Below are 24,455 nucleotides of genomic sequence, written 5' to 3' on the forward strand. Positions count from 1 at the left end.
CCGGGCTCGACTCAATGCACCTGGTTGGGCCCCGCCAGGCGAAACGGCGCAATGGCAACATCGAACGGTCGCTGCGCTGCGGTCTCGATGCAAGTGTAGGCACCTTCCATGACACCAACCGGACATTCCAGCACGGCGCGACTGGTATAACGAAAAGTCTGCCCCGGCGCGATGACCGGTTGCTCGCCGACGACGCCTTTGCCACGCACTTCCTGCACCTTGCCGTTACCCTGGGTGATTTTCCAGTGGCGTGCCAACAACTGCACCGTCTGTGCCGATTGGTTGTGGATGGTAATCGTGTAGCTGAAAACGAAGCGCTGCTCGCCCGGCGACGACTCGTCGGCCCGGTAGGCCGGCTGGACATCGACATGAACGGCTTCGATGAGTTCGGTCATTGCGTCGCTCCTGCCAGATGGTTGGCAATCGACACCATCTCAGCCACCGTCAACGTCTGGGGCCGCCGGGCCGGATCGATGCCCAAGGCCTCCAGCGTTTCCGCCGAGACCCTGCCCTTGAGGTTGTTGCGCAGGGTCTTGCGTCGTTGCGCGAAAGCCTCTCGCACGATGTCGGCGAACAGCGCCTCGTCCGCCGCCTGGGCCGGCAGTGTCTCATGGGGGACCAGTCGGACAATGGCGGAATCTACCTTGGGACGCGGGATAAACGCTTCAGGCGGCACGATGAATAGAGAGTCAACCTGACAATGGTATTGCGCCATGATCGACAGCCGCCCCCAGTCAGCGCCGCCCGGCTCTGCGGCGAGTCGCTCAACGACTTCCTTCTGCAGCATGAAGTGCATGTCGGCAACCGCCCCTCGCTGAGCCAGCAGGTGGAAGATCAGCGGGGTGGAAATGTTATAGGGCAGGTTGCCCACCACGCGCAGTGCCGGCCCGTCGCCCTTGAGTTCGGAAAAATCGAACTTCAGCGCATCGCCTTCATGCACGGTGAACTCAGGATAATTGAAGAACTGGACGCGCAGGCCTGGGATCAGGTCGCGATCAAGCTCGATCACGTCCAGCGCCCCGGCCGCCTCGAGCAGCGGCTCGGTCAGTGCGCCCTGCCCAGGGCCGATCTCGACTAGGCGCTGTCCGGAGCGCGGCGCGATAGCCCGCACGATACGCGAGATGATGCCCGGATCGCGCAGGAAGTTCTGCCCGAAACGTTTACGGGCCCGATGAACCGGAGGGCGAGAAGACATGCTAAGAAGAATCCTTGATTGTGCGAGGTATCGCCGAGCCGATGCCCCGCCATTAGCGAGACATCAGCTGAAATTAGTCACGAATGGTTATGGCGGATGCGAACGCTCAGCGCGCCATTTCCTGCCCAGCCGCCATCTCCGCGGCGACTTCCAGCGCGACGCGGAGACTACCGGTATCGGCCGTCGCGGTACCGGCCAGATCGAGTGCCGTTCCGTGATCCACCGACGTCCGTACGATGGGCAACCCTAGGGTGATATTGGCGGCACGTCCGAAGCCGGCGTACTTGAGGACCGGTAATCCTTGGTCATGATACATCGCCAAGACGGCGTCCACGCCTTCGAGATGTCGCGGCGTAAACAGCGTGTCGGCGGGTAGCGGCCCGTCGAGTTGCATTCCCTCATCGCGCAACCGCTCCAATGTCGGTGCGATCACCTCGAGCTCTTCGAGCCCCAAATGCCCGCCCTCCCCGGCATGCGGATTGAGACCACACACCGCAATGCGGGGCGCGGCTATACCGAAGTAACGCTCAAGATCCATGGCCAGGATGCGCAGCACCCGAGCAAGCCCCTGGCCGGTAATGGCATCGGCCACCTCACGCAGCGGCAAGTGCGTGGTAGCCAGGGCTACACGCAGGTCGTGAACGCCGGTCGGCGTATCGAGACGCGTCGCCAGCATCATCACGACCTCTTCAACGCCACACGCATCGCGCAAATACTCGGTATGCCCGGTGAAACCGGCATGCCCGCCGTCGATAATCACGCCCTTGTGCAACGGCGCCGTGACCATCGCCCCGGCCTCACCTCGACGACAGGCCTCGATAGCTCGGTCGAGTGTGGCCAGCACATAACTGGCATTGGCCGGATTCAGCTCGCCCGGCAAGGCTTGAGCCTGGAGGGCTACCGGCCATACCGGTAGCACGCCGGCACATGGATCGGGAACGACCTGCCCTGGGTTGAGCACCTTGATATCGACCGCCAGGCGCAGCTGACTGGCCCGCTCGGCCAGCATGTCGGGATCGCCCACGGCCACTACACGTCCAGGCAGCGGCATTCGGGATGCTGCCAACATCAGTGTCAGGTCGGGCCCGATGCCTGCCGGCTCTCCCGTGGTAAGCGCCAGGACAGGGAGCGTCATGAGCCGCTCTGCTCCAGTCGCTCGTCGACATAGGCATCGGCGCGGATCTGCTGGATCCAGGACTCGAGCTCGTCGTTGACCTTACGCTGGAAGATCAACTGGCGTACCTGATCGCGCTGGGTCGCGCCCTGCTGATTGCTGCCCTCACGATCCAGTAACTTGACCAAATGGTAGCCGCTTGGGCTACGGATCGGCTCACTGACCTGGCCAACACTCAACCCACCGATTACATCAGTGAAAATCGAGGGTAGCTCACCGGCCCGACGCCACCCCAGATCACCACCTTCCAGTGCGTTGGCACCATCGGATTCCGCCGCCGCCACATCGGCAAAGTCGGCGCCGTCCTGCAGGCGCTCGTACAATGCCTGCGCCTCCTGGCGTGCTGCCTCGACCTGGTCGGGAGACGGCGACTGAGGCACGGCCACCAGGATGTGCCCCAACCGATAGCGGGCATTCGCATTGGCTCCCTGCTGATCGAGATAACGTTCCACCTCGCGATCGGAGACATTGACCCGACTAGCTACACGCCGCTGTTGCAGCTCGCGCATCAACATTTCACGACGGATCTGCTCGCGGACTACTGCCAGCGACAGGCCATCGGCCTCCAGCGCATCGGCGAACTGATCGACGCTCATGCCATTGTTCTCGGCAATGGTGCGTACAGCCCGGTTCAGCTCGGTGTCATCCACCGTCAGATTGGCCTGTTCGGCCATCTGCAACTGGATCTGCTCGACGACCATGCGCTCCAGCACCTGGCGCCGCAGAACCGCGTCGTCGGGCATGGCGATGTTGCGACTCGCTAGCTGTGTCCGCGCCTGAATAATGCGGTCCTCGAGCTCGCTGGCCATGATGGCATCGTCGTTGACCACCGCCACGATGCGATCCAGCGGCTCCTCCGCCAATGCCGAAGTGGATATTCCAGCCAGGGAAAGGGCCAACATCAGGACCAGGCTCCACGAAGCAAACCAACGTCTGCGCATTAACAAACCTCTCTCACTATTGGAATTGGGTTGGCCGATAACCCGGAATGGACTCTTCGAAGAAGCTTTCGGTTCCCTGACCGACGCCTCCCAACCCCTTGAACACGAAGCGCAGGAATATCCCACGGTCGGTATAATCATCTTCAGTAGTATTGGCCGTATCGTTATCCTCAATCCACTCGCGCCACGCTACCTGCACGCCGTAACAGCAATCGTTCCACTGTACGCCGGCCAACTGCTCCAGAGCCCGATCGTTGGTGTTGTCATAAGTGAAGCGCCCGATCAAGTCCAGGTTGGCACTGGCCCGGTAGGCGAACGACACGTCGTAATCCTCACGGTTGTAGCCCAGCCGATCCTCCGCATCACCGGAGGGATCGAATCCCTGCAGCTGCCAGCGGTATCCCAGGTTCAGTACGTGTCCTTCGGGGTGCCGGTAGCGCAGATAGGTCGCCGTGCGCTCAGTCAACTCGCGATGCGCATCGTAGAACCACTCATAGCGGGTGCTCCAGCGGTCGGTCACCTGCCAATCGAGCTGCGTCACCACCGGCGAGCGGTCTCGGGTGGCATCGTACCAGGCCTGGTAGTTACTCTCCCGGTCGGGCAGGTCCAGGTCGCCCTCCATGCCGATTTCGCGATCGTCGAGGTAGGCGCTCTGGCCCACGCCCAGCGAGACGCGCTCACGTCCGCTGTCATCCTCGATGAAGCGGGTCGACACGCCATACGAGAGCTTGTTGACGTCTCCGACCCGGTCGGCACCCGAGAAGCGATAGGGCGTCCACAACTGACCCCAGGAAAATGCTCGCTCACTGGTATCGAAATCAGGAAACTCGCTCTGATCGCGCTCCGGAACATAGGCATAGTAGAGTCGGGGTTCCAGCGTCTGGCGCCACGCCGAGTCGAACAGGTCGACGTCACGCTCGAAGACCAGGCCACTATCGAGCGAGCTGACCGGCACGGTACGCGTCAGGCCGGTATCGAAGTCGGTCTCGCGCTCGCCGTAATCCAGGTCATAGGCGGTGTACAGCAGCGCAAAGCGCGGCTCGAGGAAACCCCAGGATTCATCGCCCCGCCAGCCCACGGCCGGTGCCAGATGGACACGCGACCCAGTGGCCGATTCGCGCAGCGGCACAGCGGTCTCGTCCACATCGCGCCAGAAGTAGGTCGCATTGGAGCGCCACTGCTGGTAAAACCCGTTGTCCTGCTCCCAACTGGCATTGGCAGTCAGGCTGGGTAAGCGGTAGAACGGCTTGTCATTTTCATCCAAAGGGTACTCAAGGCGTTGATACCCTTGTGTCCTGGCTTCGAGATACCAGGTCGTGCCGCTGTAGCTGAGCTGGGCCAGTCGAGATAGATATTCGGTTTCTGCTTCACCGAAGTCACGGCCGAAGTCGTCGAAGTAGCGCCCGTCGCTGGCTGCGCCGTAGCGCAGGTTGTAGCGCAGGCGGGGCGAAAAGCGGCCGCGATGCAGGTAATCGACGTACCAGCGATCCTCACCCTCAAAGGCGTCTTCTGGATCGTTGGGGTTGTCGCTTTCGCCCGCCTTATCGCTAGACAGATAGGCACCTTCGATCTGTCCTTCGTCCGTCGGGAAAAGGTAGCGGAATTCTCCCCCCATCAGCAGGCCGTGGTTGCTGACCCAGCGCGGCGTGATGGTGGCATCGTAGTTGGGCCCAAGATTCAGGTAATAGGGTTGGGCGTAATCGAAGGAGTCACCCGAAATGCCAATGGTCGGCCACAAGAAACCGGACTGGCGACGGTCGTCGATGGGAAAGCGCACCCAGGGCCAGTAGAACACCGGCACGTGGCCCACCTCCAACCGCGCATGAGTGGCGGTACCGAAGCCCTCCTCTCGGTCCAGCACCACATCGTTGCTGACCAGACGCCAGAGGTTATTGCCAGGCTCGCAAGTGGTGTAGCTGGCTTCGCGAAGGCGATAACGGCCATCTTCGAGCCGAGCCAGGCGTTGGGCATCGCCGCGCAGGCGCTGTTCATGCACGACGTAATGTGCAGTATCCACCTGAGCGGCATCGCTATCGAGGGCCAATTGTCCCGACTCGCCGCGTACCAGCAGGCTACGGTCGCGCAGTGTCAGGGGCCCTTCCGCGAACGCGGTATCCCTCGCCGCATTGACACGCACCAGCGGAGCCTGGAGCTGGCTGGTGTCGCGCCGCAACACGACTTCACCGCGCAGTAGTGTTTCCCCTGCTTCGCCATACTCGGCGCTATCCGATGACGACAGGATCTGCTCAGGCGTCTCGCCGGGGGCAAGCGCGTAGGGAGGCATGACGTAGCGCCCCCGGCAGAGCGCATTGGATGGGGCATCCGCCCCCCAGGGCTGCCAGTCGAGACGTTCCGCCGGCAGCGAAGGCGGTGGCGCCGCCTGGGCATGGTGCGCGGCCAGGCCGGCAAGGGCAGTCCACAACAATCGCTTGCCCATGAATCCTCGGTGTCCTTGACGATTGGAATCGGTATTATACAGTCCCCGTGCCGCACGTCCTCCCTTCGATCGCGTAGTGAGTCGAGGGGTTGCGTTGGGAACGCCTCAGCATGCGGCGGCGAATCGACCTCGTCAACCAAGGAGCCCGCATGTCGGACGCCTCTCGCCTCGACGCCCTGCGCAACTGGGTTGCCGCACATCATGCCTTGCCCGTACATCAGTTCAGGCTCGAACTGGCCGCCGGCGATGCCAGTTTCCGGCGCTACTTCCGCCTGTGGCTGCCGGACGACACCACCCGCATTCTGATGGATGCCCCGCCAGCGCGCGAAGACAGCCAGCCTTTCATTACCATCGCCAGCGCCTGGCGCAGTACCGGCCTGCCCGTTCCCGCATTGCATGCGCAAAACCTCGATGCAGGTTTTATCGAACTCGAGGACCTCGGCGATACGCCTTTGCACCTAATGCTAGGCGAAGAAGATAGCGATGCCACCCTGAACGGCTACGAACGTGCCCTGGCATTGATCGACACCCTGCAGAACCGGGCGCCTTGCGACACGCTGCCTGCTTACGACGAAGCCTTGCTGGGACGCGAACTTGACCTGTTTCCCGAATGGAGTCTGACACGCTTCCTGTCCATCGACCCGCCGGCCAATTGGGAGGCTCACCGACAGCGTCTGATCGAGACGGCGCTGACCCAGCCCCGCGTTGCCGTCCATCGCGATTACGACGCCATGAATCTGATGGTACATGACGAGCAGTTATGGCTGATCGACTTTCAGGATGCCGTCTGTGGCCCGCTCACCTACGACATGATCTCGCTGTTGCGGGGGCGCTACTGCCGTTTCCCTCGCCCGCGTTTCATCGCCTGGGTTGAGGCTTTCCGGCAGCGCGCCATTGCCGATGGCCGACTAACCCATCATGTCGATAGCGATACCTTCCTGCACATGGCCGACGCCATGGCAGCACAGCGATCACTCAAGGTGCTTGGCATCTTCTGCCGCCTGACCTTCCGTGACGCCAAGCAGGGCTATTTGGCGCGCCTGCCCCAGTTTCTCGAGCATCTACGCGACAGCCTGGCACCCTGGCCCGACTATGCCGAGCTGACCGCTTGGCTCGATAATAGCTTTACGCCCGCCTTGACCAGCGCACTGGCCCAGCACACCAGCCGGGAAGGCGAAGCATGAAGGCGATGATTCTGGCCGCCGGGCTGGGTACACGCATGCGCCCGCTCACCGATCACTGCCCCAAGCCTCTGCTCGCGGTCGGCGGCAAGCCGTTGATCGTGCATCATCTCGACCACCTGAAGGCGCTGGGCATCGATGATGTCGTGATCAACATCAGCTACCGTGCAGAGCAGATCGTTGCTGCGTTGGGCGACGGGTCTGCCCACGGCATTAACATCCGTTGGAGTCACGAGTCCACCCCGCTGGAAACCGGCGGCGGTATTCGCCAAGCATTGCCACTGCTGGGCGAGTCACCGTTCCTGTTGGTCAACGGCGATGTATGGTGCGAAATTTCCCCAGCCTGGCTGGCGCCGCTCGATGGCGATCTGGCTCGCCTGGTGCTGGTCGATAATCCCGATCACCACACAGATGGAGACTTCCATCTCGACGCGGCCGGGCGAGTGCACGCCAATGGCGAGACGCGCCTGACCTTCAGCGGCATCAGCCTGATCGACCCAGCCCTGGTAGCCGACCAACCTGAAGGAGTTTTCAAGCTGGCCCCATTACTGCGTAGTGCCATGCAGGCCGGTCGCGTTACCGGCTGCCATCATCGTGGCCCTTGGGTCGATGTTGGCACTCCTGAGCGCTTGCAAGCGCTAGATACCTGGCTGCATCAGCGTCACTGACCGGACGGGGCGCCATTCGCCCCTGCGATATAACCAAGATGCTACCCTGCGTCATCACGATACCAACCAGAAGGAAAACGAATCGATGAAAGCCAGCGTCAAGTGGACCGACGGCCGCCAGTTCGTGGCGGAATCCGGCAGTGGTCACAGTGTCGTCATCGATGGCCCACCCGACCACGGCGGCCGCAATACCGGCCCGCGTCCCATGGAAATGCTGTTAATGGGCATGGGTGCGTGCACTTCCTTCGATGTGTTGGAGATTCTCGACAAGTCTCGCGCGCCGGTCAGTGATTGTGTGGCAAGCATCGAGGCCGAACGTGCCGACAGCGTGCCAAGCGTTTTCACCAAGATCCATGTGCACTTCACGGTGACCGGCAAAAGCCTCAAGGAAAATCAGGTCAAACGGGCCGTGGAACTCTCCGCCGAGAAATATTGCAGCGCATCGATTATGCTCGCCCAAGGTGGGGTCGAAATCACTCACTCTTACGAGATCGTCGAGGGGTAAACACGCCATCAAGCCATGATGAAAAAAGCCCGCTTTGATTGCGGGCTTTTCGTATCGGACATCAGCGGTTACAGCGGCGGGGCGTCGACATGACGCCACAGGTAAAGCGCCAGCCACGAACGATGAGGTGCGAATCGTGCGGCAGTGCGTATCGTCTTGCGTCGCGGGCTGGTCAGCCGGGTAAGAGTCTTGCGTGCAGCAACGTCTCCGTCCGGCCAGACATCCTCATTGCCGTAATAGAAGATGGAAATCATGTCCGCGGTCCACTGGCCCACGCCCCACAGCGCCGTGAGCCGCCGGGAACGTTCAGCATGATCGAGTGGACGCAGCACCTCGGCCTCGAGCTCGCCAAGTCGCGCCTGCTCGGCGATGGCACAGATGGCCCGCGTCTTGGCCATTGATAGGCCACAGGCGCGCAACGCCTCACCATTGGCCTCGACAAAAAAGTCAGCCAGCGGGGTCTCGCCGGCAGCTGCGAGGACGCGGTGCCAGATTGCCTGCGCCGCCTTTACCGATAGCTGCTGGCCGGCTACGGAACGACATAGCCGCTCGGCGAGAGGTTGCGAATCGTCGACATTGAACTCGACCGGACCGCCCCGAATCATGGCCTCGGCAAGCTCTGTGCTCAGCCCTTCAGCGATTGAGACGAAGCGCTCGTGGATAGCCTGCGACATGACGAGGCGGCTTATACGCGGTAGACGCTCGTGGTCATCACTTTCGACATAAGCCTCATGCCAAGTTTCACCGGGGCCGGGAAACGCGAGCCCCCGGCTTCGAGCGCCCAACGTTCGTGATGCGCCTCGTCTGCACGCATCTGCTCGAGTACGGCCCGCGAGCGGCGATCGCCGGCCGGCAGCGCCTTGAGATGTGCATCGAGATGACGGCCAACCTGCTCCTCGGTGGCAGCGACGAAGCCCAGGCTGACCCGATCACCCACCGCACCGGCAGTTGCTCCCAGGCCGAAGGAGGCCACATAGAACAGCGGATTGAGATAGCTGGCCCGCCCCCCGAGTTCCTCGAGCCGCTCATCACACCAGGCCAGGTGATCGATCTCCTCCTGGGCCGCATGCTCCATTTGCTCACGTGTGTCGAGCAGCTTGGCGGTCAGCCCTTGGCCCTGATAAAGCGCCTGGGCGCATACCTCGCCAGTATGGTTGATGCGCATGAGGCCCTCGGCATGGCGACGCTCGGCATCGTCCATGTCGCCATCGAGTGCCTTGATGGCCGGCGAGGGACGTGAAGGCTGGGCCGCATGGGGTACCAGTGTCCGCAGCACGGTATCGAACTGATGAATAAAATTGTCGGTACGCGTCAGCTTGCGAAGCATGCCACCCCCCTTAAGAACGAAAGGAACCTGTTATGCGTTTAGAGTCGGCCTGATCAAGGTGAGCCACCAGACAGCACACCAGAAGAGCCACACCCGAAAGGTGTGGCCCTGTATGCATCGGATACGTCGCTGCACTCGTCATGGTGGATCCGTCTTGCGGATCGCTGCTGCGGCTACCCCGCCGGCCAGGTAAAGTGCCGACCGCCCATCAGATGCATGTGTATATGATAGACCGATTGGCCGCCATCTTCATTGCAGTTCATCACCACACGATAGCCGTTGTCGGCGAACCCCAGTTGCTTGGCCAACTTGGCTGCAGTGAACTGCAACCGCCCAATCAGCGCCAGGTCCACCTCCTCGATGTCATTGAGCGTAGCAATGTGTTTCTTGGGCACGATCAGGATATGAGTGGGTGCCTTGGGGTCGATGTCGTTGAAGGCCAGCACTTGCTCGTCTTCATAAACGATATCCGGTTCGATCTCGCGATCGACCATCTTGCAGAACAGACAATCCATGGCTCACGTCTCCTCGCTATTGATTGGCATCCCTTGCTGGACAGCATAAAACAAAGCCTACGGAACGCAGAAGGCGGGGGCTAACAATCGCTTGGCCGAGCCTTCGATGAGCGCGCAACACCAACGATTCGGCTCCGCAAGCCTTTCGCTCTCAGCGGAATCGCCGCTGGCCCAGTAAATGCTTCACCACTGGCCCGAGTATCAGTTCCATCGCCAGCGACATACGCGCACCGGGGACCACCAGCGTGTGCGGCCGGCTCATGAAGGAGTCCTGGATCATCGCCAGCAGGTAAGGGAAGTCCACCGTGGATGGATCGCGAAAGCGTATCACCACGAAGGATTCGGCATCGGTGGGAATATCCTGCACCTCGAAGGGGTTGGAGGTGTCCACTGTCGGAACGCGCTGGAAGTTGATATGTGTGCGTGAAAATTGCGGCTGGATGTAACGCACATAGTCGTGCATGCGGCCCAGGATGGTATCGATCACCGCTTCCTGGGAGTAACCGCGCAGCTTGGTGTCGCGGTCGATCTTCTGGATCCACTCCAGGTTCATGGTCGGCGCGACACCAATAAGCAGGTCGACATACCGGGCGATATCGTACTCACCGGTCACCAGGCCACCATGCAGCCCCTCATAGAAAAGCAGATCCGTGCCGCAGGGCAACGCTTGCCACTCGGTGAATGTGCCGACCTTGTAGCCGGCCTCGATCATGCGTTTGTCCTCGGCATGGATGTAATGCCGGAAGGTGCCACTGCCATGCTCACCGTACTCCTGAAACAGCGCCTCGAGCCGATCCAGCAGGTTGGCTTCGACGGCGAAGTGTGACAGCTCGTCGGTGCGCTCGGGCTCCTCGCGAAAGATCCGGGTCAGCTCTTCCTTGGTGTAACGGTGGAAGGCATCGCCGTCGACAAAGGCGGCATGCACGTCTTCACGGGAAAACATGCGCTCGAAGGTGCGCCTCACGGTCGTGGTGCCGGCTCCCGATGAGCCTGTTACGGCGATAATGGGATATTCCCGCGACATCAAACGTCTCCCCGCTGCTTGGCCTTGGCCAGCGCCTCGGCGAAGGCTGGGGGCAATTCGACCGGCTCGCCGCCGGCCGGGTCGAGCAGGACCACGCCGACACGTGCCAGAGCCACGGTACGCTCGTCGGCGAGGCGCCATAACCGCTGGTAAACGCTGAAACCCCGCCCGCTTGCCACCGGGATCGCCGAGTCCACGGCCAGGGCATCCGGCCAGCGCGCCTCAGCGCGGTATTGGATGGCAAGATCAGCCACCACGCTGGGGTGTCCAAGTACGTCCCACTCGTGAAACCCGAGCGCCTCGAACATATGCGCACGGGCCTCATGGAGCAAGGTGATAACGGCGTCATGCGCAAGATGACGACCGTAGTTCATGTCGCCGATGCGCACCGGCAGTTGATACCGATGCACGAGGTCCGTCGAGGGGAATTCCAGGCGAACACGTTCCATGTCATGAGTCCCTGCGCAAGCGGTCGATACCGGCGTTCAGCCTTCACGGGCAATGGCGCGGTAGGCGATGTCACGCCGGTAGAGGGCATCCTCCCAACGAATCGCCTCCACACCGTCGTAGGCCCGATTGCGAGCGCTAGACACTCGCTCGCCCAAGGCAGTTACACATAGCACGCGCCCACCGCTGGTGACGACCCGACCTTCGTCGTCTTCCGCAGTGCCGGCGTGGAAGACCTTGCAGCCTGCCGCTTCGGCAGCGTCCAGTCCCTCAATGGCATCGCCCTTGCGGTAGCTACCGGGATAGCCACCGGCGGCCATGACTACTCCCACGGCAGCGCGAGGATCCCACTCGCAGTTTTCTTGATCCAGGCGCCCTTCGGCGCCGGCCAGGCACAGCTTGACTAGATCGGATTTCAGACGCAGCAGAATCGGCTGGGTCTCGGGATCGCCAAAGCGGCAATTGTACTCGATCACCTTGGGAGCACCGTCGGTGCCGATCATCAGCCCTGCATACAGAAAACCAGTGTAAGCATGGCCTTCGTCGGCCATGCCGCGCACGGTGGGCTGAATGACCTCGTCGAGAACGCGTTGGTAAACCGCATCGGTGACCACCGGCGCTGGCGAATAGGCGCCCATGCCCCCTGTGTTGGGGCCGGTATCACCTTCACCGACACGCTTATGGTCCTGACTGGTGGCCATCGGCAGGATATGCTCACCGTCGACCATGACGATGAAGCTGGCCTCCTCACCCTCGAGAAACTCCTCGATGACCACACGCGCACCGGCATCGCCGAAGGCATTGGCTTCGAGCATATCACGCACGGCAGCCTCGGCCTCGGCCTGAGTCATGGCGACGACCACCCCCTTGCCCGCTGCCAACCCATCGGCTTTGATGACGATCGGAGCGCCCTTTTCGGCGAGATAGGCCAGAGCCGCATCGACGTCGGTAAAGGTGGCGTATTCGGCAGTGGGAATGGCGTGGCGCGCCAGAAAATCCTTGGTGAAGGACTTGGATCCCTCCAGCTGAGCGGCAGCCTGGGTCGGTCCGAAGATCTTCAACCCCGCGGCACGGAAGCGATCGACCACACCGGCTACCAACGGCGCTTCAGGGCCGACAATGGTCAGCTCGACTGCGTGGTCACGGGCAAAGGCTTCCAGGCCAGCCAGATCGTCGGCAGCAATGTTCACGTTGGTCAGCTTGGACTCACGGGCGGTACCGGCGTTGCCGGGCGCCACGAAGACCGACTCGACATAAGGCGACTGTGCCGCCTTCCAGGCCAATGCATGCTCGCGGCCACCGCCGCCGATGATGAGAACCTTCATCTACATAACCTTGCTCGGTAGTGGAATTCCAGGGAGCGGCATTATGTCAGAAAGCGGCCCGCCCCGCCTTCACGAAAGCCGACCCGCTCACCGGACCTAGCGGGAGCCCTCGTCGTCCTTGTCAAACGGCGAGCGCGTCATGGCCTGCTGCCAGAAACGCATGTTCTCCTCGGCCATCTCTCGCATCAGCTCCATGGGCGTGTGGCGCATGGCCTGCTGCCACTGGTCCTGCAGATGCTTCTGCTGCTCCAGCATCAATCGCGTACCCTGCTCCAGATAGCGCGCCAGCGGCAACGGTTGCGACATGGCATAGACGCGAATCAACTGTTGGAGCAGATCGTTGGAAAAGACCTCGGCATCGCCGTCGGCCTGCTCCTGCTCAATGATGATCGACAACAGGATGGTGCGCGTCAGATCCTCGCCGGTTTTGGCATCCTCGACCCGGAACGTCTCCTCATCGAGAATAAGGTGACGTAAGTCCTCGAGGGTGACATAGCGACTCTGCTGCGTATCGTAGAGTCGGCGGTTGGCATACTTGCGAATCACGCGCACGGCGCAGCTCCTCTTTGATTATATTCGGCTTGTCTGCATTGTGCATTGCACTAACCGGCTTGCAAATACTCTGTGACGCTCCTCGGGTAGAATGCACGCCTGCACGATGGAGACACCATGAATCTGATTCTGCTCGACCCTACCGATATCGCGACCGACGGACATGCCCGAGTGCACGACCCACGCCGGCTTCGCCACATGCACGACGTGCACCAGGCCAAGCCGGGTGACGAACTGACCCTGGGTGTCGAGAATGGCAGCCTGGGCCGAGGGCGTCTGCTGCATCTATCTCAGGACGAGGCCTGCTTCGCCATCGAGCACCTCGATCAGGTACCGCCGGCTCCACTGCCAGTGCACCTGGTCCTGGCCCTGCCTCGCCCGCGCATGCTGGCGCGCACCTTGGAGCATGTCACTGCACTGGGGGTTAAGCATATCACGCTCCTGCATACGCGCCGCGTGGAGAAAAGCTACTGGCAATCGCCTGAGCTGGCGCCAGAGCGCATACGCGAACACCTTATCTTGGGTCTCGAACAGGCGCGTGACACCCGACTTCCCGAGGTAACCCTGGCGACCCGCTTCCGCCCGTTCGTCGAGGACACCCTGCCCGGCCTGCTGGAGGGACGACGCGGCTTGCTGGCGCACCCGGGCATGACAACGCCCTGCCCGCGCGGCATCGACACGCCGAGCTTACTGCTGGTCGGCCCGGAAGGCGGCTTTATTCCCTACGAAGTGGAGCGCTTGCTCGAAGCGGGCTGTGAAGGCATCCACCTTGGCGAGCGGATACTGCGCGTCGAAACGGCTGTAACAGCCCTGTTGGCGCGCCTGTTCTGAGAAGTAGACGGTCACTCACGCTCGAAGTTGGCCTGATAGGCTTCGACGAAGGCGTTGCGCAGCGTCGCCACGAACGCCTGCCAGACGCTGATGTCCTGCTGAACCAGATTGCCGCGAATCTCGACCTGGGTCGCCAGGCGGTCTTCGGGGTGGTTGCGAAACAGCCACCCGGCCCCAGCCACCAGCGCTTCCCAGGCGGCACTCAGCGGCCCTTTTTCCGCGTCTTCCTCGAGATCGAGAATCTCGACATTATCGAGCAATGGCTTGGCGTAGCCCTGCAACTGGCCCTCGTTGGCCTCGAGCTCCATGACGAAGTCGCCCGCCCCTGACTGGAAATCGAACCGACCGTATGCTTCGGTCAAGGTATTGAGACGTGTCAGGTCGAGGCCGGTCACACGCAGCTGGAGGTCAAAGTTACGCATATCGCCCAGCGGGTCGAGACTGGCATAAAGCTCGGTGGATGCCTGGTTAAGCAATAACCCCTGCGCACTGATAGTGGCTATCCGATTGCCTTCGCTACGATCGGCATTGCTGATGTTGGTTACTATGCCGTTGAGCTCGGAGAGCTCCAGGTCAACGGGAGGGCGGGAGCTGAAGTTACGGAAATGAATACGCCCATCGATGATTTCGATATGGTTGATATCAATCGGCACCATGTCCTGCATGGCCGATCGCCAATCAGCACCTTCCCCGGACTGGCTCTGACTCGCCTGCGTAGCATCGACAAAATTGAGCTCGGGGCCGAAGAATGCCGCTTCGGCGACGATGGCGCCCCGCCACAAGGCGCGCCAGCTCACCGAAAAATCGATCGCATCGACACGCACGAATGGTACCGGCACATTGCCGCCGGCCTTGACGATATCCAGGCCATTGATGGCATAGGCCCCACGCCACAGATGGATATCGACATCTTCAACGTGTCCGCGATAATCACCCATAGCGGCCAAGCGGTCGTTGATATAATTCTTGGCCAGATCGGGCAGCGCCAGACGCAAGGCCATCAGCGCGACGACAATCACTGTCAGCCCCACCCACCACGCATGGCGCCTCTTCATATCCTTATGCTCGCAGCGTCGTCCTCACCCTTCTAGCGTAGTGGGTTTCGTTGAGGGTAAACGTTCTATATTTCGCCGTTCAGGCGCTGCAGCAATGAAAGCGTAGCGAACCCATCGGGCGTTACGCCCAGCGAACGCTGATAGGCTCGCAGGCCTCGGCGGGTATTCGGGCCGATCAACCCATCCGGCGTGCCGACTTCGAAGCCATGAGCATTCAATGCCTGCTGCAGCTGTTTGATCTGGTCGCGCGATAGCGCCGGCTCGTGACGCGGCCAGCTCGCTACCAGCCCAGGCTTTCCTGCCAGGCGATCGGAGAGTAACGCAACCGCCAAGGCATAGCTGGTCGAAGCGTTGTAGCGCATGATCGTGCGGAAGTTGTCACCGACGAGAAACGCTGGCCCCTGCGCCCCGGCCGGAGCGATCACGGACGCCGAAGCCATATTCGGCAACGCACCGCCACGTACCGGCTGAACACCTTGCGCTGCCCATTCCTGGCTGAGACGGCGTGTGTCCAGTTCGGTCTGGGAATAATCGAACCCGTCGGGCAATTGAACTTCAACGCCCCAAGTCTCTTGGGGTTTCCAGCCAACCTGGGAGAGATAGTTGGCGGTCGAGGCCATGACATCGGGAATGCTGCCCCAGATATCGCGACGTCCGTCGCCATCGCCATCGCGCGCATAGGCCTCGAAGCTCGACGGCAGGAATTGCGTATGTCCCATGGCCCCAGCCCAGGAGCCGCGCATGCGATCACGGTCAATATCGCCGCGCTGCAGAATGCGCAGTGCCGACATCAGTTCGCTGCGGGCGAACTCGGGACGGCGCCCGTCATAGCCCAGCGTCGCTAGCGCGTCGATGGTCGAGAAGCTACCGAAGTTGCCTCCATAGTTGCTTTCGATTCCCCATATCGCCACCAGCACTTCGGACGGCACGCCATAACGTTCGCTGACCGCCTCGATGACCCGGCGGTGCTCGTCGAGGCGAGCCTGCCCTTGCGATACACGGCTAGCGGAAACGGCACTATCGAGATAATCCCAGATCTGCCGGGTAAATTCGGGCTGTGAGCGATCGAGCTCGATAATCCTTGGCTGATAGCGTACCGGGTCGAAGGCGGCCGCTAGTGTGGCGTCTTCGATTCCTTGTTGTCGGGCTGCCTGACGAAAATCGCGCACCCAGGCGGAAAAGTCCTGACGTACCGAGGCCGGCAGCGTTGCCTGCGAGGCACGACCCGCCGAGGTATCGGCAGTCACGGAAGTCGAACTGGTGGGCGTACCGTCAGTGGCAATAGCCGTAGACTGACAGCCGCTCGCCAACAGGGTGGCAGCAAGCAGGGAAGAAACGAGACAGGCGTGACGACGCATAACGATGACAACTCACAAGTGCTGAAACCGCGCCATCTTGGACCAAGCAGGCACTTTCGCCTAGTCCTTTCCTCGTCCCTTCATCAGCCCAGCAAGGTCAGGCGTGCCATGATGGCCAAGTGACAGAGGATGACAACGGTATTGAGCAATTTGCGCAATCCCTGGTACCAGCCCGGCAATCGCTCGGCACTATCCTGCTGACATTCGTAGAGGCGTACCAGCCAGAAACCGATCATGAGTATCGCCGCCGCCTCAGTATAGTCGAGCATGAGCGCCGGCCACGCGAGCAGGCCGGGCACGACGCTCATCATCAGCCTGGCATTGAAGTCGCGCGTACCACAGCGATCCAGGCTGATCGCCACGCCCCAATGGACGCCACCCAGGAACGACAACACGATGGCACCAAAGGTGACAAACACCTCGACGGCCAAGGCCTGCCAGCGCATTGGCAGCAGGTAGGCACTGACAACACAAACGATGTACGGACTCAATCCGGCCAGCCCCAACCACAGGGGCAGCCGAACGCGCTGCATTTCTTCGGCAGTCATGAGGGGTGCATCCTTGCAACCGGCTCTTACGAAATAATGAAAAGACGTTACATAACGTAGCTGCTTAGCGACAGTGATACCAGCCGTAATCGATCTATTTCTCGTTGCGTTCTGCTAGCGAGGGGGCAGGGGGCGTGATAGAGTCGGATGCTGACTTCGAAACGGCAAGACTAATTTCGGCCTTTTTCCATAAAATAATCAGTCAGTTAGCCCTGTAACAGGGCATGCCGTGAAGCCATGACAGGAGGAAGACACCATGACGGGACATCCCCCGCGCGGTCGGTTCCGCGCGCGCCGCCATATCGGTGCCGAAACTCTCGCGACATCACCCATCGACCGTACGCCGGCCTGGATGCTGGCACCTCGTGCCGTCAGGCGCCCCTTCCTCACGGATCCGCCCCGCCACCGAGCTTGATCAAAGCCGTACTAGCGGCTGAACTGTGATCGATTGCCGTACGACGCCACGCGCGTCGCGACTGCTGGAACGCCCACGACAAGAGTGAGACGCTCATGTCCCTGCTTTTTATCGTGCTGCTACCTTTGCTTGGCAGCCTGGTGCCCCTGCTTGGCTCCAACGACCGGCGCAACCTGTGCGCTCTGATCACGGCTATCCTGCCGGCCGTTGCCCTGGCACTGGTAGCCACGAATATCGGTGATGTACTGAGCGGCAACGTACAACACTACTCCATACCCTGGATACCCGCCCTGGGACTCGACTTCGCGCTGCGTCTCGATGGGCTATCGCTGATGTTCGCCCTGCTCATCCTGGGCATCGGCCTGCTGATTATCCTCTATACCCGTTTCTATCTTGCCGCCGAGGACAGCATGCCGCGTTTCTACGCGTATTTGATGCTGTTCCTGACCGCCATGCTGGGCATCGTGATGGCGGACAACCTCCTGTTGCTGTGGATCTTCTGGGAGTTGACCAGCCTGTCCTCGTTCCTGCTGATCGGCTTCTGGCATACCCAATCCGATGCTCGCCGCGGCGCGCGAGTCTCGCTGACCGTTACCGCCATGGGCGGCCTGGCCCTGCTCGCCGGCCTGCTGTTGCTGGGCCAGATGGTGGGCTCCTATGACATGCAGACGGTGCTCGATAGCCGTGACCTTATCCAACAGGATGAGCGTTATGTGCCTGTGGTATTGTTGATTCTGCTCGGCGCCTTCACCAAGTCGGCACAGTTCCCCTTCCAGTTCTGGCTCCCGCAAGCCATGGCCGCGCCGACACCAGTCTCAGCGTTTTTGCATTCCGCCACCATGGTCAAGGCAGGCGTATTTCTGCTGGCCCGTCTCCACCCTGCCTTGGCTGGCTCCGAGATCTGGCTCTATCTGGTTGGCCTGACCGGGCTGGTTACGATGATCTACGGGGCCTATTTCGCCCTGATCAAGTACGACATCAAGGCCATTCTCGCCTATTCCACAATCAGCCACCTTGGCATGATTACCATGCTATTCGGCCTCGATAGTCGCATGGCTACGGTGGCCGGCCTGTTTCACATCATCAATCATGCCCTGTTCAAGGCTTCGCTGTTCATGGTCGCGGGCATCGTCGACCATGAGTGCGGTACGCGGGACATCCGCAAGCTCAAGGGGTTACGGCGCTACATGCCGATGACCACGGTCCTGGCCACCCTAGGTGGCGCCTCGATGGCTGGCGTGCCGTTGATGAACGGCTACCTGTCGAAGGAAATGATGCTGACCGAGACACTCGAGACCGGCCTGCTAGGCGGCCTGTTCTGGTTGGTGCCGGTACTGGCGACCCTGGGCAGCCTGATCTCTGCCGCCTATGCACTGCGTTTCGTGCGCAACATCTTCTTCGAAGGCTCGCCCGGCACGCTGGAAGTGACACCGCACGAACCGCCGCTACTGATGCGAGCCCCTGTCCTATTGATGATCACCTTGTGTGTGGTCATCGGCCTGTTGCCTGCCATCACTGTTACATCGCTGCTACATGCTGCCGCCGACGCCGCACTGGCCGAGCCGGTTCCCGAATTTCATCTGGCCATCTGGCACGGATTCAACCTGCCCCTGTTGATGAGCGCCATAGCACTGGGCGGCGGTGTCGTACTGTACCTGCTCCGCAAGCCCCTGTTCGACTTCCAGCGCCAGTTCACCTCGCTCAATACACTGAGCATCTACGAGGTCACCGTGCAAGGCATTGTACGTGCCGCCCAGTGGAGCCTGGATACTCTGGAGAATGGCTCATTACAACGCTACATGCTGTGGCTGGTCATCGCCGTGCTATGTCTGGCCGGGGGTAGCCTGGTAATGACGCCCAGTCTACAAGGCAACCTCCCGCAGCAGCCGCTGGACGCTCTGCTCATTGCCGGGGCGGCCATTACCATCCTTGCCGGCCTGGCCACGGCGTCCCTGCATCGCCGCCGCCTGATCTCGTTATTGATGCTATCGGTGGTGGGCCTGATGGTCTCGCTGGTCTTCGCCCGCTTCTCTGCTCCCGACCTAGCACTGACACAGCTAGCCGTGGAAGTGGTGACCATGATCCTGCTGATGCTAGCACTCTTTTTCCTGCCCCAGCGAACCCCCAAGGAATCTTCCGGGCTTCGGGTCGTACGTGACGTGTTGCTCTCTGCAGCCTTCGGGGGAATCGTCGCCAGCCTCAACTATGCCATCCTGACCCAGCCGATCGACTCGATTTCCCAGTTCTTCCTGGAACACAGCGTTCCGGGCGGAGGCGGTCACAACGTAGTCAACGTGATCCTGGTTGATTTCCGTGGTTTCGATACGCTGGGTGAAATCACTGTGCTGGGTATCGCCGGTATCGGTATTTTCAAATTGCTCAACCGGCTGCGCCTGTTCATGCCGTCGAGCGATTTCGAAGGTCGCCCATGGTCACCCGACAGCCATCCAATGATCCTTGCCATCGTATCCCAGACCTTGCTACCCCTGGCCCTGCTGGTCTCGATATTCATATTCCTGCGCGGCCACAACGCGCCAGGCGGCGGTTTCATCGCCGGCCTGGTGACTTCGGTGGCCCTGATCCTGATGTACATTGCCCGGGGTGTCGACTGGGCGCAGCAGCGCCTTGCATTCCAGTTTCAGCCAATCGCTGTGGCGGGCGTCGGCATTGCCGCGCTGACCGGCTTGGGCAGTTGGTTCTTCGGCTACCCGTTCCTCACCTCGGCCTTCGGGCATTTCTATATCCCGCTGATCGGTGACGTGGAACTGGCCACCGCTATGCTCTTCGATCTTGGGGTCTACTTCACCGTCATCGGTGCGACCCTGATGATCCTGGCCAACCTGGGCAAGCTCACCACGCCCCATCGACCGTCCAAGCAGAAGGAGCAGTCTTGATGGAAGCGCTCTACGCCACGATGACCGGCGCCCTCGCCGCCAGCGGCCTCTACCTGACGTTACGTGGACGCACCTTTCCGGTCGTCGTCGGACTGACCTTATTGTCCTATGCGGTCAACCTGTTCCTGTTCTCCACCGGCGGCTTGACCACCGACGGCGCGGCAGTCATCAAGGAACACACCGACCATTATGCCGACCCTCTTCCCCAGGCCCTGGTACTGACCGCTATCGTCATCGGCTTCGCCATGACGGCCTTCTCGGTGATCCTGGCTATCCGCGTTCGCGGCGAGCTGGGCAATGATGTCGTCAACGTCACCCGAGGCGACGAACCGCGCGAGGACAAATCATGATGCAGCACTTGATCATCCTGCCCATTGTTCTCCCGCTGTTCACCGGTCTGTTCATGCTCCTGAGCCGCAACGGTGCCACGCGATCACGAAGAATCCTCGCTCTGGCCTCGACCTCACTGCTGGTGGTCGCCGGCGCCCTGCAGGTCATCCAGAGCGGCGATGACGTCGTACGCTACTATGCACTGGGTGACTGGCAACCCCCGTTCGGCATCATTCTGGTTCTCGATCGCCTGTCGGCAATGATGGTATTGCTTACCGCCATCCTGGCGCTGGGCAGCGTCATCTATGCGTGTGCCGGTGACGACGAGCAAGGCTCGAACTTTCATGGCTTGTTTCAGTTGCAGTTGATGGGGGTTAACGGCGCCTTCCTGACCGGTGATTTGTTCAACCTGTTCGTTTTCTTCGAGGTGTTGCTGATCGCCTCCTACGCCCTGCTGATACACGGCGGTGGCAAGTCCCGCATCCATTCGAGCTTTCACTATGTCGCCCTGAACTTGGCGGGCTCGGCCCTGTTCCTGATTGCCGTTGGTGTCCTGTATGGCGTGACCGGCACGTTGAACATGACGGACATGGCTACTCGCATCCCCGAACTCGATGCCTCACAGGCCGGTCTCGCCAAGGTCGGCGCCATGCTGCTGCTGGTGGTGTTCGGGCTCAAGGCCGCGATGATGCCGCTGTATTTCTGGCTACCACGCGCCTATGCCGCCGCCCCGGCGCCGGTCGCCGCCCTGTTCGTGATCATGAGCAAGGTGGGTATCTACGGCATCCTACGTATCTATACGTTGATTTTCGGAGCCCAGGCGGGAGTTTTGGCAGACATTGCCCAGCCCTGGGCCTGGTGGTTGGGCCTGGCCACTCTGGCGCTGGGCTCGGTGGGGGTCATCGCAGCACGAGATCTACGCACCCAGGTGGCCTATTTGATCCTGGTATCAATAGGCACGTTGCTGGCCGGAATCGGCATGAACAGCCAACAGGCAACCAGCGCCCTGCTCTACTACATGATCCACACCACCTTGGTAACCGGCGGCCTGTTCCTGCTCGCCGATGCCATTGCACGCCAGCGCGGCAAGGCCGGGGCACGGATCGTCCGCTCCCGGTCAGTGACCCAGACCGCGCCGCTCGGCATTCTGTTCTTCGTCGGCGCCATGGCGGTGGTCGGCATGCCTCCGCTGTCCGGCGCCATTGGCAAGACCCTGGTAATGCAAGCAGCCAGCCTTCCCTCAGACAAGGCATGGCTGTGGTCCATCCTGCTGGCCAATGGCCTGGTTTCGGTCATCGCCCTCAGCCGGGCCGGCTCAACGGTGTTCTGGCGAGCCAACCACAAGGAAGAGACTCATGAGACGATGGGCGCCATGCGTGGCATTGCCCTGGTTTTCTTGATCGGCGCATCGCCACTGATCTCGCTCCTGGCCGGCCCGGTGACGGAATTCACCGAGGCCACAGCCACCCAACTCAGCGACCAGCAACGCTACATCCGCGCCATCCTACCCGCCGATACTGCAGGAGGTGATGCATGATCCGCGCTCGTTCCTGGCTTCCCATTCCGCTGCTATCGGTACTACTGCTCGCCGTCTGGCTATTACTGCAGCAGAGCGTCGCTTTCGGCCAGTGGCTGCTGGGTGGGTTCCTGGCTATTGTGATCCCAATTGTCATTCATCCTTTCTGGGAGCCCCAGGCCTATCTCAAGCGGCCCTTCCTGCTGGTGCGTTACTATCTACGCGTGCTAGGCGACATCGTCATTGCCAACCTGCAGGTATCAAGGATCATCATTGATCCCCGCAAGCGCGCGAACCCGATGTTCGTAGTCTATCCGCTGGAACTCGAGGATTACTTCACGATCACGGTCCTGGCCAGCACTATCACGCTGACCCCAGGCACGGTATCGGCCCATCTGCGCCTGGACGGCAAGAGCCTTCTCATTCACACCCTCGATGCAGACGACCCGGACACAGTCATCAAAGAGATCCACGAACGTTACGAGCGTCCGCTCAAGGAGATCTTCGAATGCTAGACACGGCACTCTGGATCAGCCTGGCCCTGTTCGTGGTGGCGATCCTATTGAACGTTTATCGTCTCACTATCGGCCCCAGCCTACCGGATCGCATCCTGGCGCTGGATACGATGTATGTGAACTCCATTGGCCTGATCATCCTGTTCTGCATCTGGCTGAATTCGAAAACTTATTTTGAAGCTGCCCTGCTGATCGCCATGCTCGGCTTCATCAGCACAGTGGCGGTATGCAAATACTTGCTGCGTGGCGATATCATCGAATAAAGGAGGGGATATGATCGGCTTCTATACCGTGATGGAGGGCATCATTGCCTTCTTTCTGGTGGCTGGCGGGGTGTTTGCATTCATCGGCTCGCTTGGTCTGGCACGCCTGCAGGATTTCTACATGCGCTTGCATGGCCCGTCGAAGACTTCAACCCTTGGTGTCGGGTGCACCCTGATTGGGTCGATGATTTATTTCAGCCTGACCAACCATACGATCAGTTTGCAGGAGCTGCTGATCACCATCTTCTTGTTCGTTACCGCGCCGGTGTCAGCCCACATGCTGGCCAAGTGCGCGCTTCACCAGAAACTGCCTCATTACGAGCGCACCAAGGGCCGCCCCGAAGAACTCGATGAAGAGCAGGAAGACCCTGATGCAGCAGATAGGCCTTCCACTACTCCCGCCCCCTGAGGGGCGGGAGTGATCCTCACCAGCCCTGAGTATGTGTCTCAACCAGCGTGGTAAGCAACGCGATGTGGTCGTCTCGATCGTTAAGGGCAGGGATGTAACGATAAACCTTACCGCCAGCGTTTATGAAGTTATCGCGGTTTTCCACTTCCAGCTCTTCAAGCGTCTCGAGGCAGTCGGCAGCGAACGCGGGGCTAATGATGTCGACATGCTCCACCCCTTCGCCCCCCCAGGACTTTAGGGTCTCGTCAGTGTAGGGCTTCAGCCACTCCTCACGCCCGAACCGAGACTGATAGCTCATGAGCCACTCGTCATCGCCCAGCCCCAGCGCTTCAGCAACCCGTCGGCTAGTGGTCTCGCAATGCCGGGGATAAGGATCCCCTTCATCTGCGTAGCGCTGGGGAATGCCATGATACGACATCAATAAGCGGCCACGCTGGCCACCATGGCGAGCCCAGTGATCGCGTACACTATTGGCCAGCGCCTCGATATAGCCCGGATGGTCGTGATAATCGCGAACCAGGCGCAACTCAGGTAAGTGTGGACACGGTTTGAGCGCCTTTGCCAAACGGTCAAACACAGCCGCAGTGGTGGATTTGGAGAACTGGGGATACAGCGGCAGAACCAGAATGCGATCGACTCCGGCATCGCGCAGCGCCTTGCCGGCGGTCTCCATGCTCGGCTCGCCATAGGTCATGGCCAATTCGACGGGAATATCTTCGCCTAGGCGCTCAGCCAAGTTGGCCTTGAGTGCCTGCTGCTGGAGCCGTCCGAAGACCAGCAGCGGAGAGCCTTCCTTCATCCATATGGATTCATAGCCCTTCGCCACGCGAGCGGGGCGTGTACGCAGAATGAAACCATTCAGGATAAACCACCACAACGGGCGAGGCGCATCGACAACCCGTTCGTCCCATAGGAATTCGGCAAGGTAACGGCGCACTGCCTCAGGTGTCGGTGCATCCGGGGTGCCAAGGTTGGCCAACAACACACCGAATCGGGCAGTCGTCATCACTCATCTCCTTGCTACGCTTTC

At 60.9% G+C, this 24,455-nt stretch carries 27 protein-coding genes; 11 read left to right on the forward strand and 16 right to left on the reverse strand.

The window, feature by feature from the left end; translation table 11 throughout:
• Positions 1-11: 11 nt before the first annotated feature.
• The 5 genes from apaG to F568_RS0101220 all read right to left on the reverse strand — a co-directional run bounded on the left by apaG (position 12) and on the right by F568_RS0101220 (position 5,747).
• Positions 12-395 carry a Co2+/Mg2+ efflux facilitator ApaG/CorD gene (apaG, locus tag F568_RS0101200; protein WP_019016875.1) on the reverse strand — a complete coding sequence of 128 codons (384 nt, stop codon included), beginning with the start codon at positions 393-395 and terminating at the stop codon, positions 12-14.
• On the reverse strand, positions 392-1,195 hold the full coding sequence (rsmA, locus tag F568_RS0101205) for a 16S rRNA (adenine(1518)-N(6)/adenine(1519)-N(6))-dimethyltransferase RsmA (RefSeq protein ID WP_019016876.1): 804 nt from the start codon (positions 1,193-1,195) through the stop codon (positions 392-394). The genes apaG and rsmA overlap by 4 nt, the downstream gene beginning before the upstream one ends.
• A gap of 106 nt (positions 1,196-1,301) precedes the next feature.
• Positions 1,302-2,330, reverse strand: coding sequence for a 4-hydroxythreonine-4-phosphate dehydrogenase PdxA (gene pdxA / locus F568_RS0101210; RefSeq protein WP_019016877.1), 1,029 nt, complete (start codon positions 2,328-2,330; stop codon positions 1,302-1,304).
• Positions 2,327-3,310, reverse strand: coding sequence for a peptidylprolyl isomerase (locus F568_RS0101215; RefSeq protein ID WP_019016878.1), 984 nt, complete (start codon positions 3,308-3,310; stop codon positions 2,327-2,329). The genes pdxA and F568_RS0101215 overlap by 4 nt, the downstream gene beginning before the upstream one ends.
• Before the next feature lie 16 nt (positions 3,311-3,326).
• Positions 3,327-5,747, reverse strand: coding sequence for an LPS-assembly protein LptD (locus F568_RS0101220; protein ID WP_019016879.1), 2,421 nt, complete (start codon positions 5,745-5,747; stop codon positions 3,327-3,329).
• A 149-nt stretch (positions 5,748-5,896) separates the two neighbouring features.
• Between F568_RS0101220 and F568_RS0101225 the strand changes: the two genes are divergently transcribed.
• The 3 genes from F568_RS0101225 (at position 5,897) to F568_RS0101235 (ending at position 8,101) form a co-directional block, all read left to right on the forward strand.
• Positions 5,897-6,931: an aminoglycoside phosphotransferase family protein gene (locus F568_RS0101225; RefSeq protein ID WP_019016880.1), complete on the forward strand. Its 1,035-nt coding sequence runs from the start codon at positions 5,897-5,899 to the stop codon at positions 6,929-6,931.
• Positions 6,928-7,596 carry an N-acetylmuramate alpha-1-phosphate uridylyltransferase MurU gene (gene murU, locus F568_RS0101230; RefSeq protein ID WP_019016881.1) on the forward strand — a complete coding sequence of 223 codons (669 nt, stop codon included), beginning with the start codon at positions 6,928-6,930 and terminating at the stop codon, positions 7,594-7,596. Before F568_RS0101225 ends, murU begins: the two co-directional genes overlap by 4 nt.
• A gap of 85 nt (positions 7,597-7,681) precedes the next feature.
• Positions 7,682-8,101: an OsmC family protein gene (locus F568_RS0101235; RefSeq protein ID WP_019016882.1), complete on the forward strand. Its 420-nt coding sequence runs from the start codon at positions 7,682-7,684 to the stop codon at positions 8,099-8,101.
• 68 nt (positions 8,102-8,169) lie between these two features.
• Here F568_RS0101235 and F568_RS0101240 read toward each other — a convergent pair whose 3' ends face one another.
• From F568_RS0101240 to phaR, 7 genes are all read right to left on the reverse strand, one after another.
• Positions 8,170-8,775 (reverse strand): DNA-3-methyladenine glycosylase family protein, encoded by a 606-nt coding sequence (locus F568_RS0101240; RefSeq protein WP_019016883.1) that lies wholly within the window; start codon positions 8,773-8,775, stop codon positions 8,170-8,172.
• An 11-nt stretch (positions 8,776-8,786) separates the two neighbouring features.
• Positions 8,787-9,428 (reverse strand): 2-polyprenyl-3-methyl-6-methoxy-1,4-benzoquinone monooxygenase, encoded by a 642-nt coding sequence (gene coq7 / locus F568_RS0101245; RefSeq protein WP_019016884.1) that lies wholly within the window; start codon positions 9,426-9,428, stop codon positions 8,787-8,789.
• Positions 9,429-9,601: 173 nt separating this feature from the next.
• Positions 9,602-9,943, reverse strand: a complete 342-nt coding sequence (locus tag F568_RS0101250; RefSeq protein WP_019016885.1) for a histidine triad nucleotide-binding protein — start codon at positions 9,941-9,943, stop codon at positions 9,602-9,604.
• Between the two features lie 151 nt (positions 9,944-10,094).
• Positions 10,095-10,967 (reverse strand): phosphoribulokinase, encoded by an 873-nt coding sequence (locus tag F568_RS0101255; RefSeq protein ID WP_019016886.1) that lies wholly within the window; start codon positions 10,965-10,967, stop codon positions 10,095-10,097.
• Positions 10,967-11,416, reverse strand: a complete 450-nt coding sequence (locus F568_RS0101260) for an acyl-CoA thioesterase (protein WP_019016887.1) — start codon at positions 11,414-11,416, stop codon at positions 10,967-10,969. The genes F568_RS0101255 and F568_RS0101260 overlap by 1 nt, the downstream gene beginning before the upstream one ends.
• Positions 11,417-11,452: 36 nt before the next feature.
• Complete coding sequence (purD, locus tag F568_RS0101265) at positions 11,453-12,739, reverse strand: phosphoribosylamine--glycine ligase (RefSeq protein WP_019016888.1); 1,287 nt, start codon at positions 12,737-12,739, stop codon at positions 11,453-11,455.
• Between the two features lie 96 nt (positions 12,740-12,835).
• A complete protein-coding gene (gene phaR, locus F568_RS0101270; protein ID WP_019016889.1) occupies positions 12,836-13,291 on the reverse strand; it encodes a polyhydroxyalkanoate synthesis repressor PhaR in 456 nt (151 codons plus the stop codon).
• Positions 13,292-13,408: 117 nt separating this feature from the next.
• On the opposite strand from phaR, the gene F568_RS0101275 reads away from it, so the two are divergent.
• Positions 13,409-14,122 carry a 16S rRNA (uracil(1498)-N(3))-methyltransferase gene (locus F568_RS0101275; protein ID WP_019016890.1) on the forward strand — a complete coding sequence of 238 codons (714 nt, stop codon included), beginning with the start codon at positions 13,409-13,411 and terminating at the stop codon, positions 14,120-14,122.
• Between the two features lie 11 nt (positions 14,123-14,133).
• On the opposite strand, the gene F568_RS0101280 is transcribed toward F568_RS0101275, so the two are convergent.
• From F568_RS0101280 to F568_RS0101290, 3 genes are all read right to left on the reverse strand, one after another.
• Positions 14,134-15,177 (reverse strand): DUF748 domain-containing protein, encoded by a 1,044-nt coding sequence (locus tag F568_RS0101280; RefSeq protein WP_019016891.1) that lies wholly within the window; start codon positions 15,175-15,177, stop codon positions 14,134-14,136.
• A 65-nt stretch (positions 15,178-15,242) separates the two neighbouring features.
• Positions 15,243-16,535, reverse strand: a complete 1,293-nt coding sequence (locus tag F568_RS0101285) for a lytic murein transglycosylase (RefSeq protein ID WP_019016892.1) — start codon at positions 16,533-16,535, stop codon at positions 15,243-15,245.
• Positions 16,536-16,618: 83 nt separating this feature from the next.
• Positions 16,619-17,083 (reverse strand): DUF3429 domain-containing protein, encoded by a 465-nt coding sequence (locus F568_RS0101290; RefSeq protein WP_019016893.1) that lies wholly within the window; start codon positions 17,081-17,083, stop codon positions 16,619-16,621.
• Between the two features lie 256 nt (positions 17,084-17,339).
• Between F568_RS0101290 and F568_RS24785 the strand changes: the two genes are divergently transcribed.
• From F568_RS24785 to F568_RS21945, 7 genes are all read left to right on the forward strand, one after another.
• Entirely contained in the window at positions 17,340-17,498 is a 159-nt protein-coding gene (locus tag F568_RS24785; RefSeq protein WP_156817311.1) for a hypothetical protein, read from the forward strand.
• A 95-nt stretch (positions 17,499-17,593) separates the two neighbouring features.
• Positions 17,594-20,392: a monovalent cation/H+ antiporter subunit A gene (locus F568_RS0101295; protein WP_019016894.1), complete on the forward strand. Its 2,799-nt coding sequence runs from the start codon at positions 17,594-17,596 to the stop codon at positions 20,390-20,392.
• Positions 20,392-20,742 (forward strand): Na+/H+ antiporter subunit C, encoded by a 351-nt coding sequence (locus tag F568_RS0101300; RefSeq protein ID WP_019016895.1) that lies wholly within the window; start codon positions 20,392-20,394, stop codon positions 20,740-20,742. The genes F568_RS0101295 and F568_RS0101300 overlap by 1 nt, the downstream gene beginning before the upstream one ends.
• A complete protein-coding gene (locus tag F568_RS0101305; protein ID WP_019016896.1) occupies positions 20,739-22,259 on the forward strand; it encodes a monovalent cation/H+ antiporter subunit D in 1,521 nt (506 codons plus the stop codon). The genes F568_RS0101300 and F568_RS0101305 overlap by 4 nt, the downstream gene beginning before the upstream one ends.
• Positions 22,256-22,753, forward strand: a complete 498-nt coding sequence (locus F568_RS0101310) for a Na+/H+ antiporter subunit E (protein ID WP_019016897.1) — start codon at positions 22,256-22,258, stop codon at positions 22,751-22,753. Before F568_RS0101305 ends, F568_RS0101310 begins: the two co-directional genes overlap by 4 nt.
• A complete protein-coding gene (locus F568_RS0101315; RefSeq protein WP_019016898.1) occupies positions 22,747-23,016 on the forward strand; it encodes a K+/H+ antiporter subunit F in 270 nt (89 codons plus the stop codon). Before F568_RS0101310 ends, F568_RS0101315 begins: the two co-directional genes overlap by 7 nt.
• Positions 23,017-23,026: 10 nt before the next feature.
• A complete protein-coding gene (locus tag F568_RS21945) occupies positions 23,027-23,425 on the forward strand; it encodes a Na+/H+ antiporter subunit G (protein ID WP_019016899.1) in 399 nt (132 codons plus the stop codon).
• 16 nt (positions 23,426-23,441) lie between these two features.
• Here the strand turns inward: F568_RS21945 and hemH are convergent, their stop codons facing one another.
• Positions 23,442-24,431, reverse strand: coding sequence for a ferrochelatase (gene hemH / locus F568_RS0101325; RefSeq protein WP_019016900.1), 990 nt, complete (start codon positions 24,429-24,431; stop codon positions 23,442-23,444).
• Between the last annotated feature and the right edge of the window lie 24 nt (positions 24,432-24,455).

The sequence above is a fragment of the Modicisalibacter luteus DSM 23508 genome, assembly GCF_000378505.1.
GTDB classification, from domain to species: Bacteria; Pseudomonadota; Gammaproteobacteria; order Pseudomonadales; family Halomonadaceae; genus Modicisalibacter; species Modicisalibacter luteus.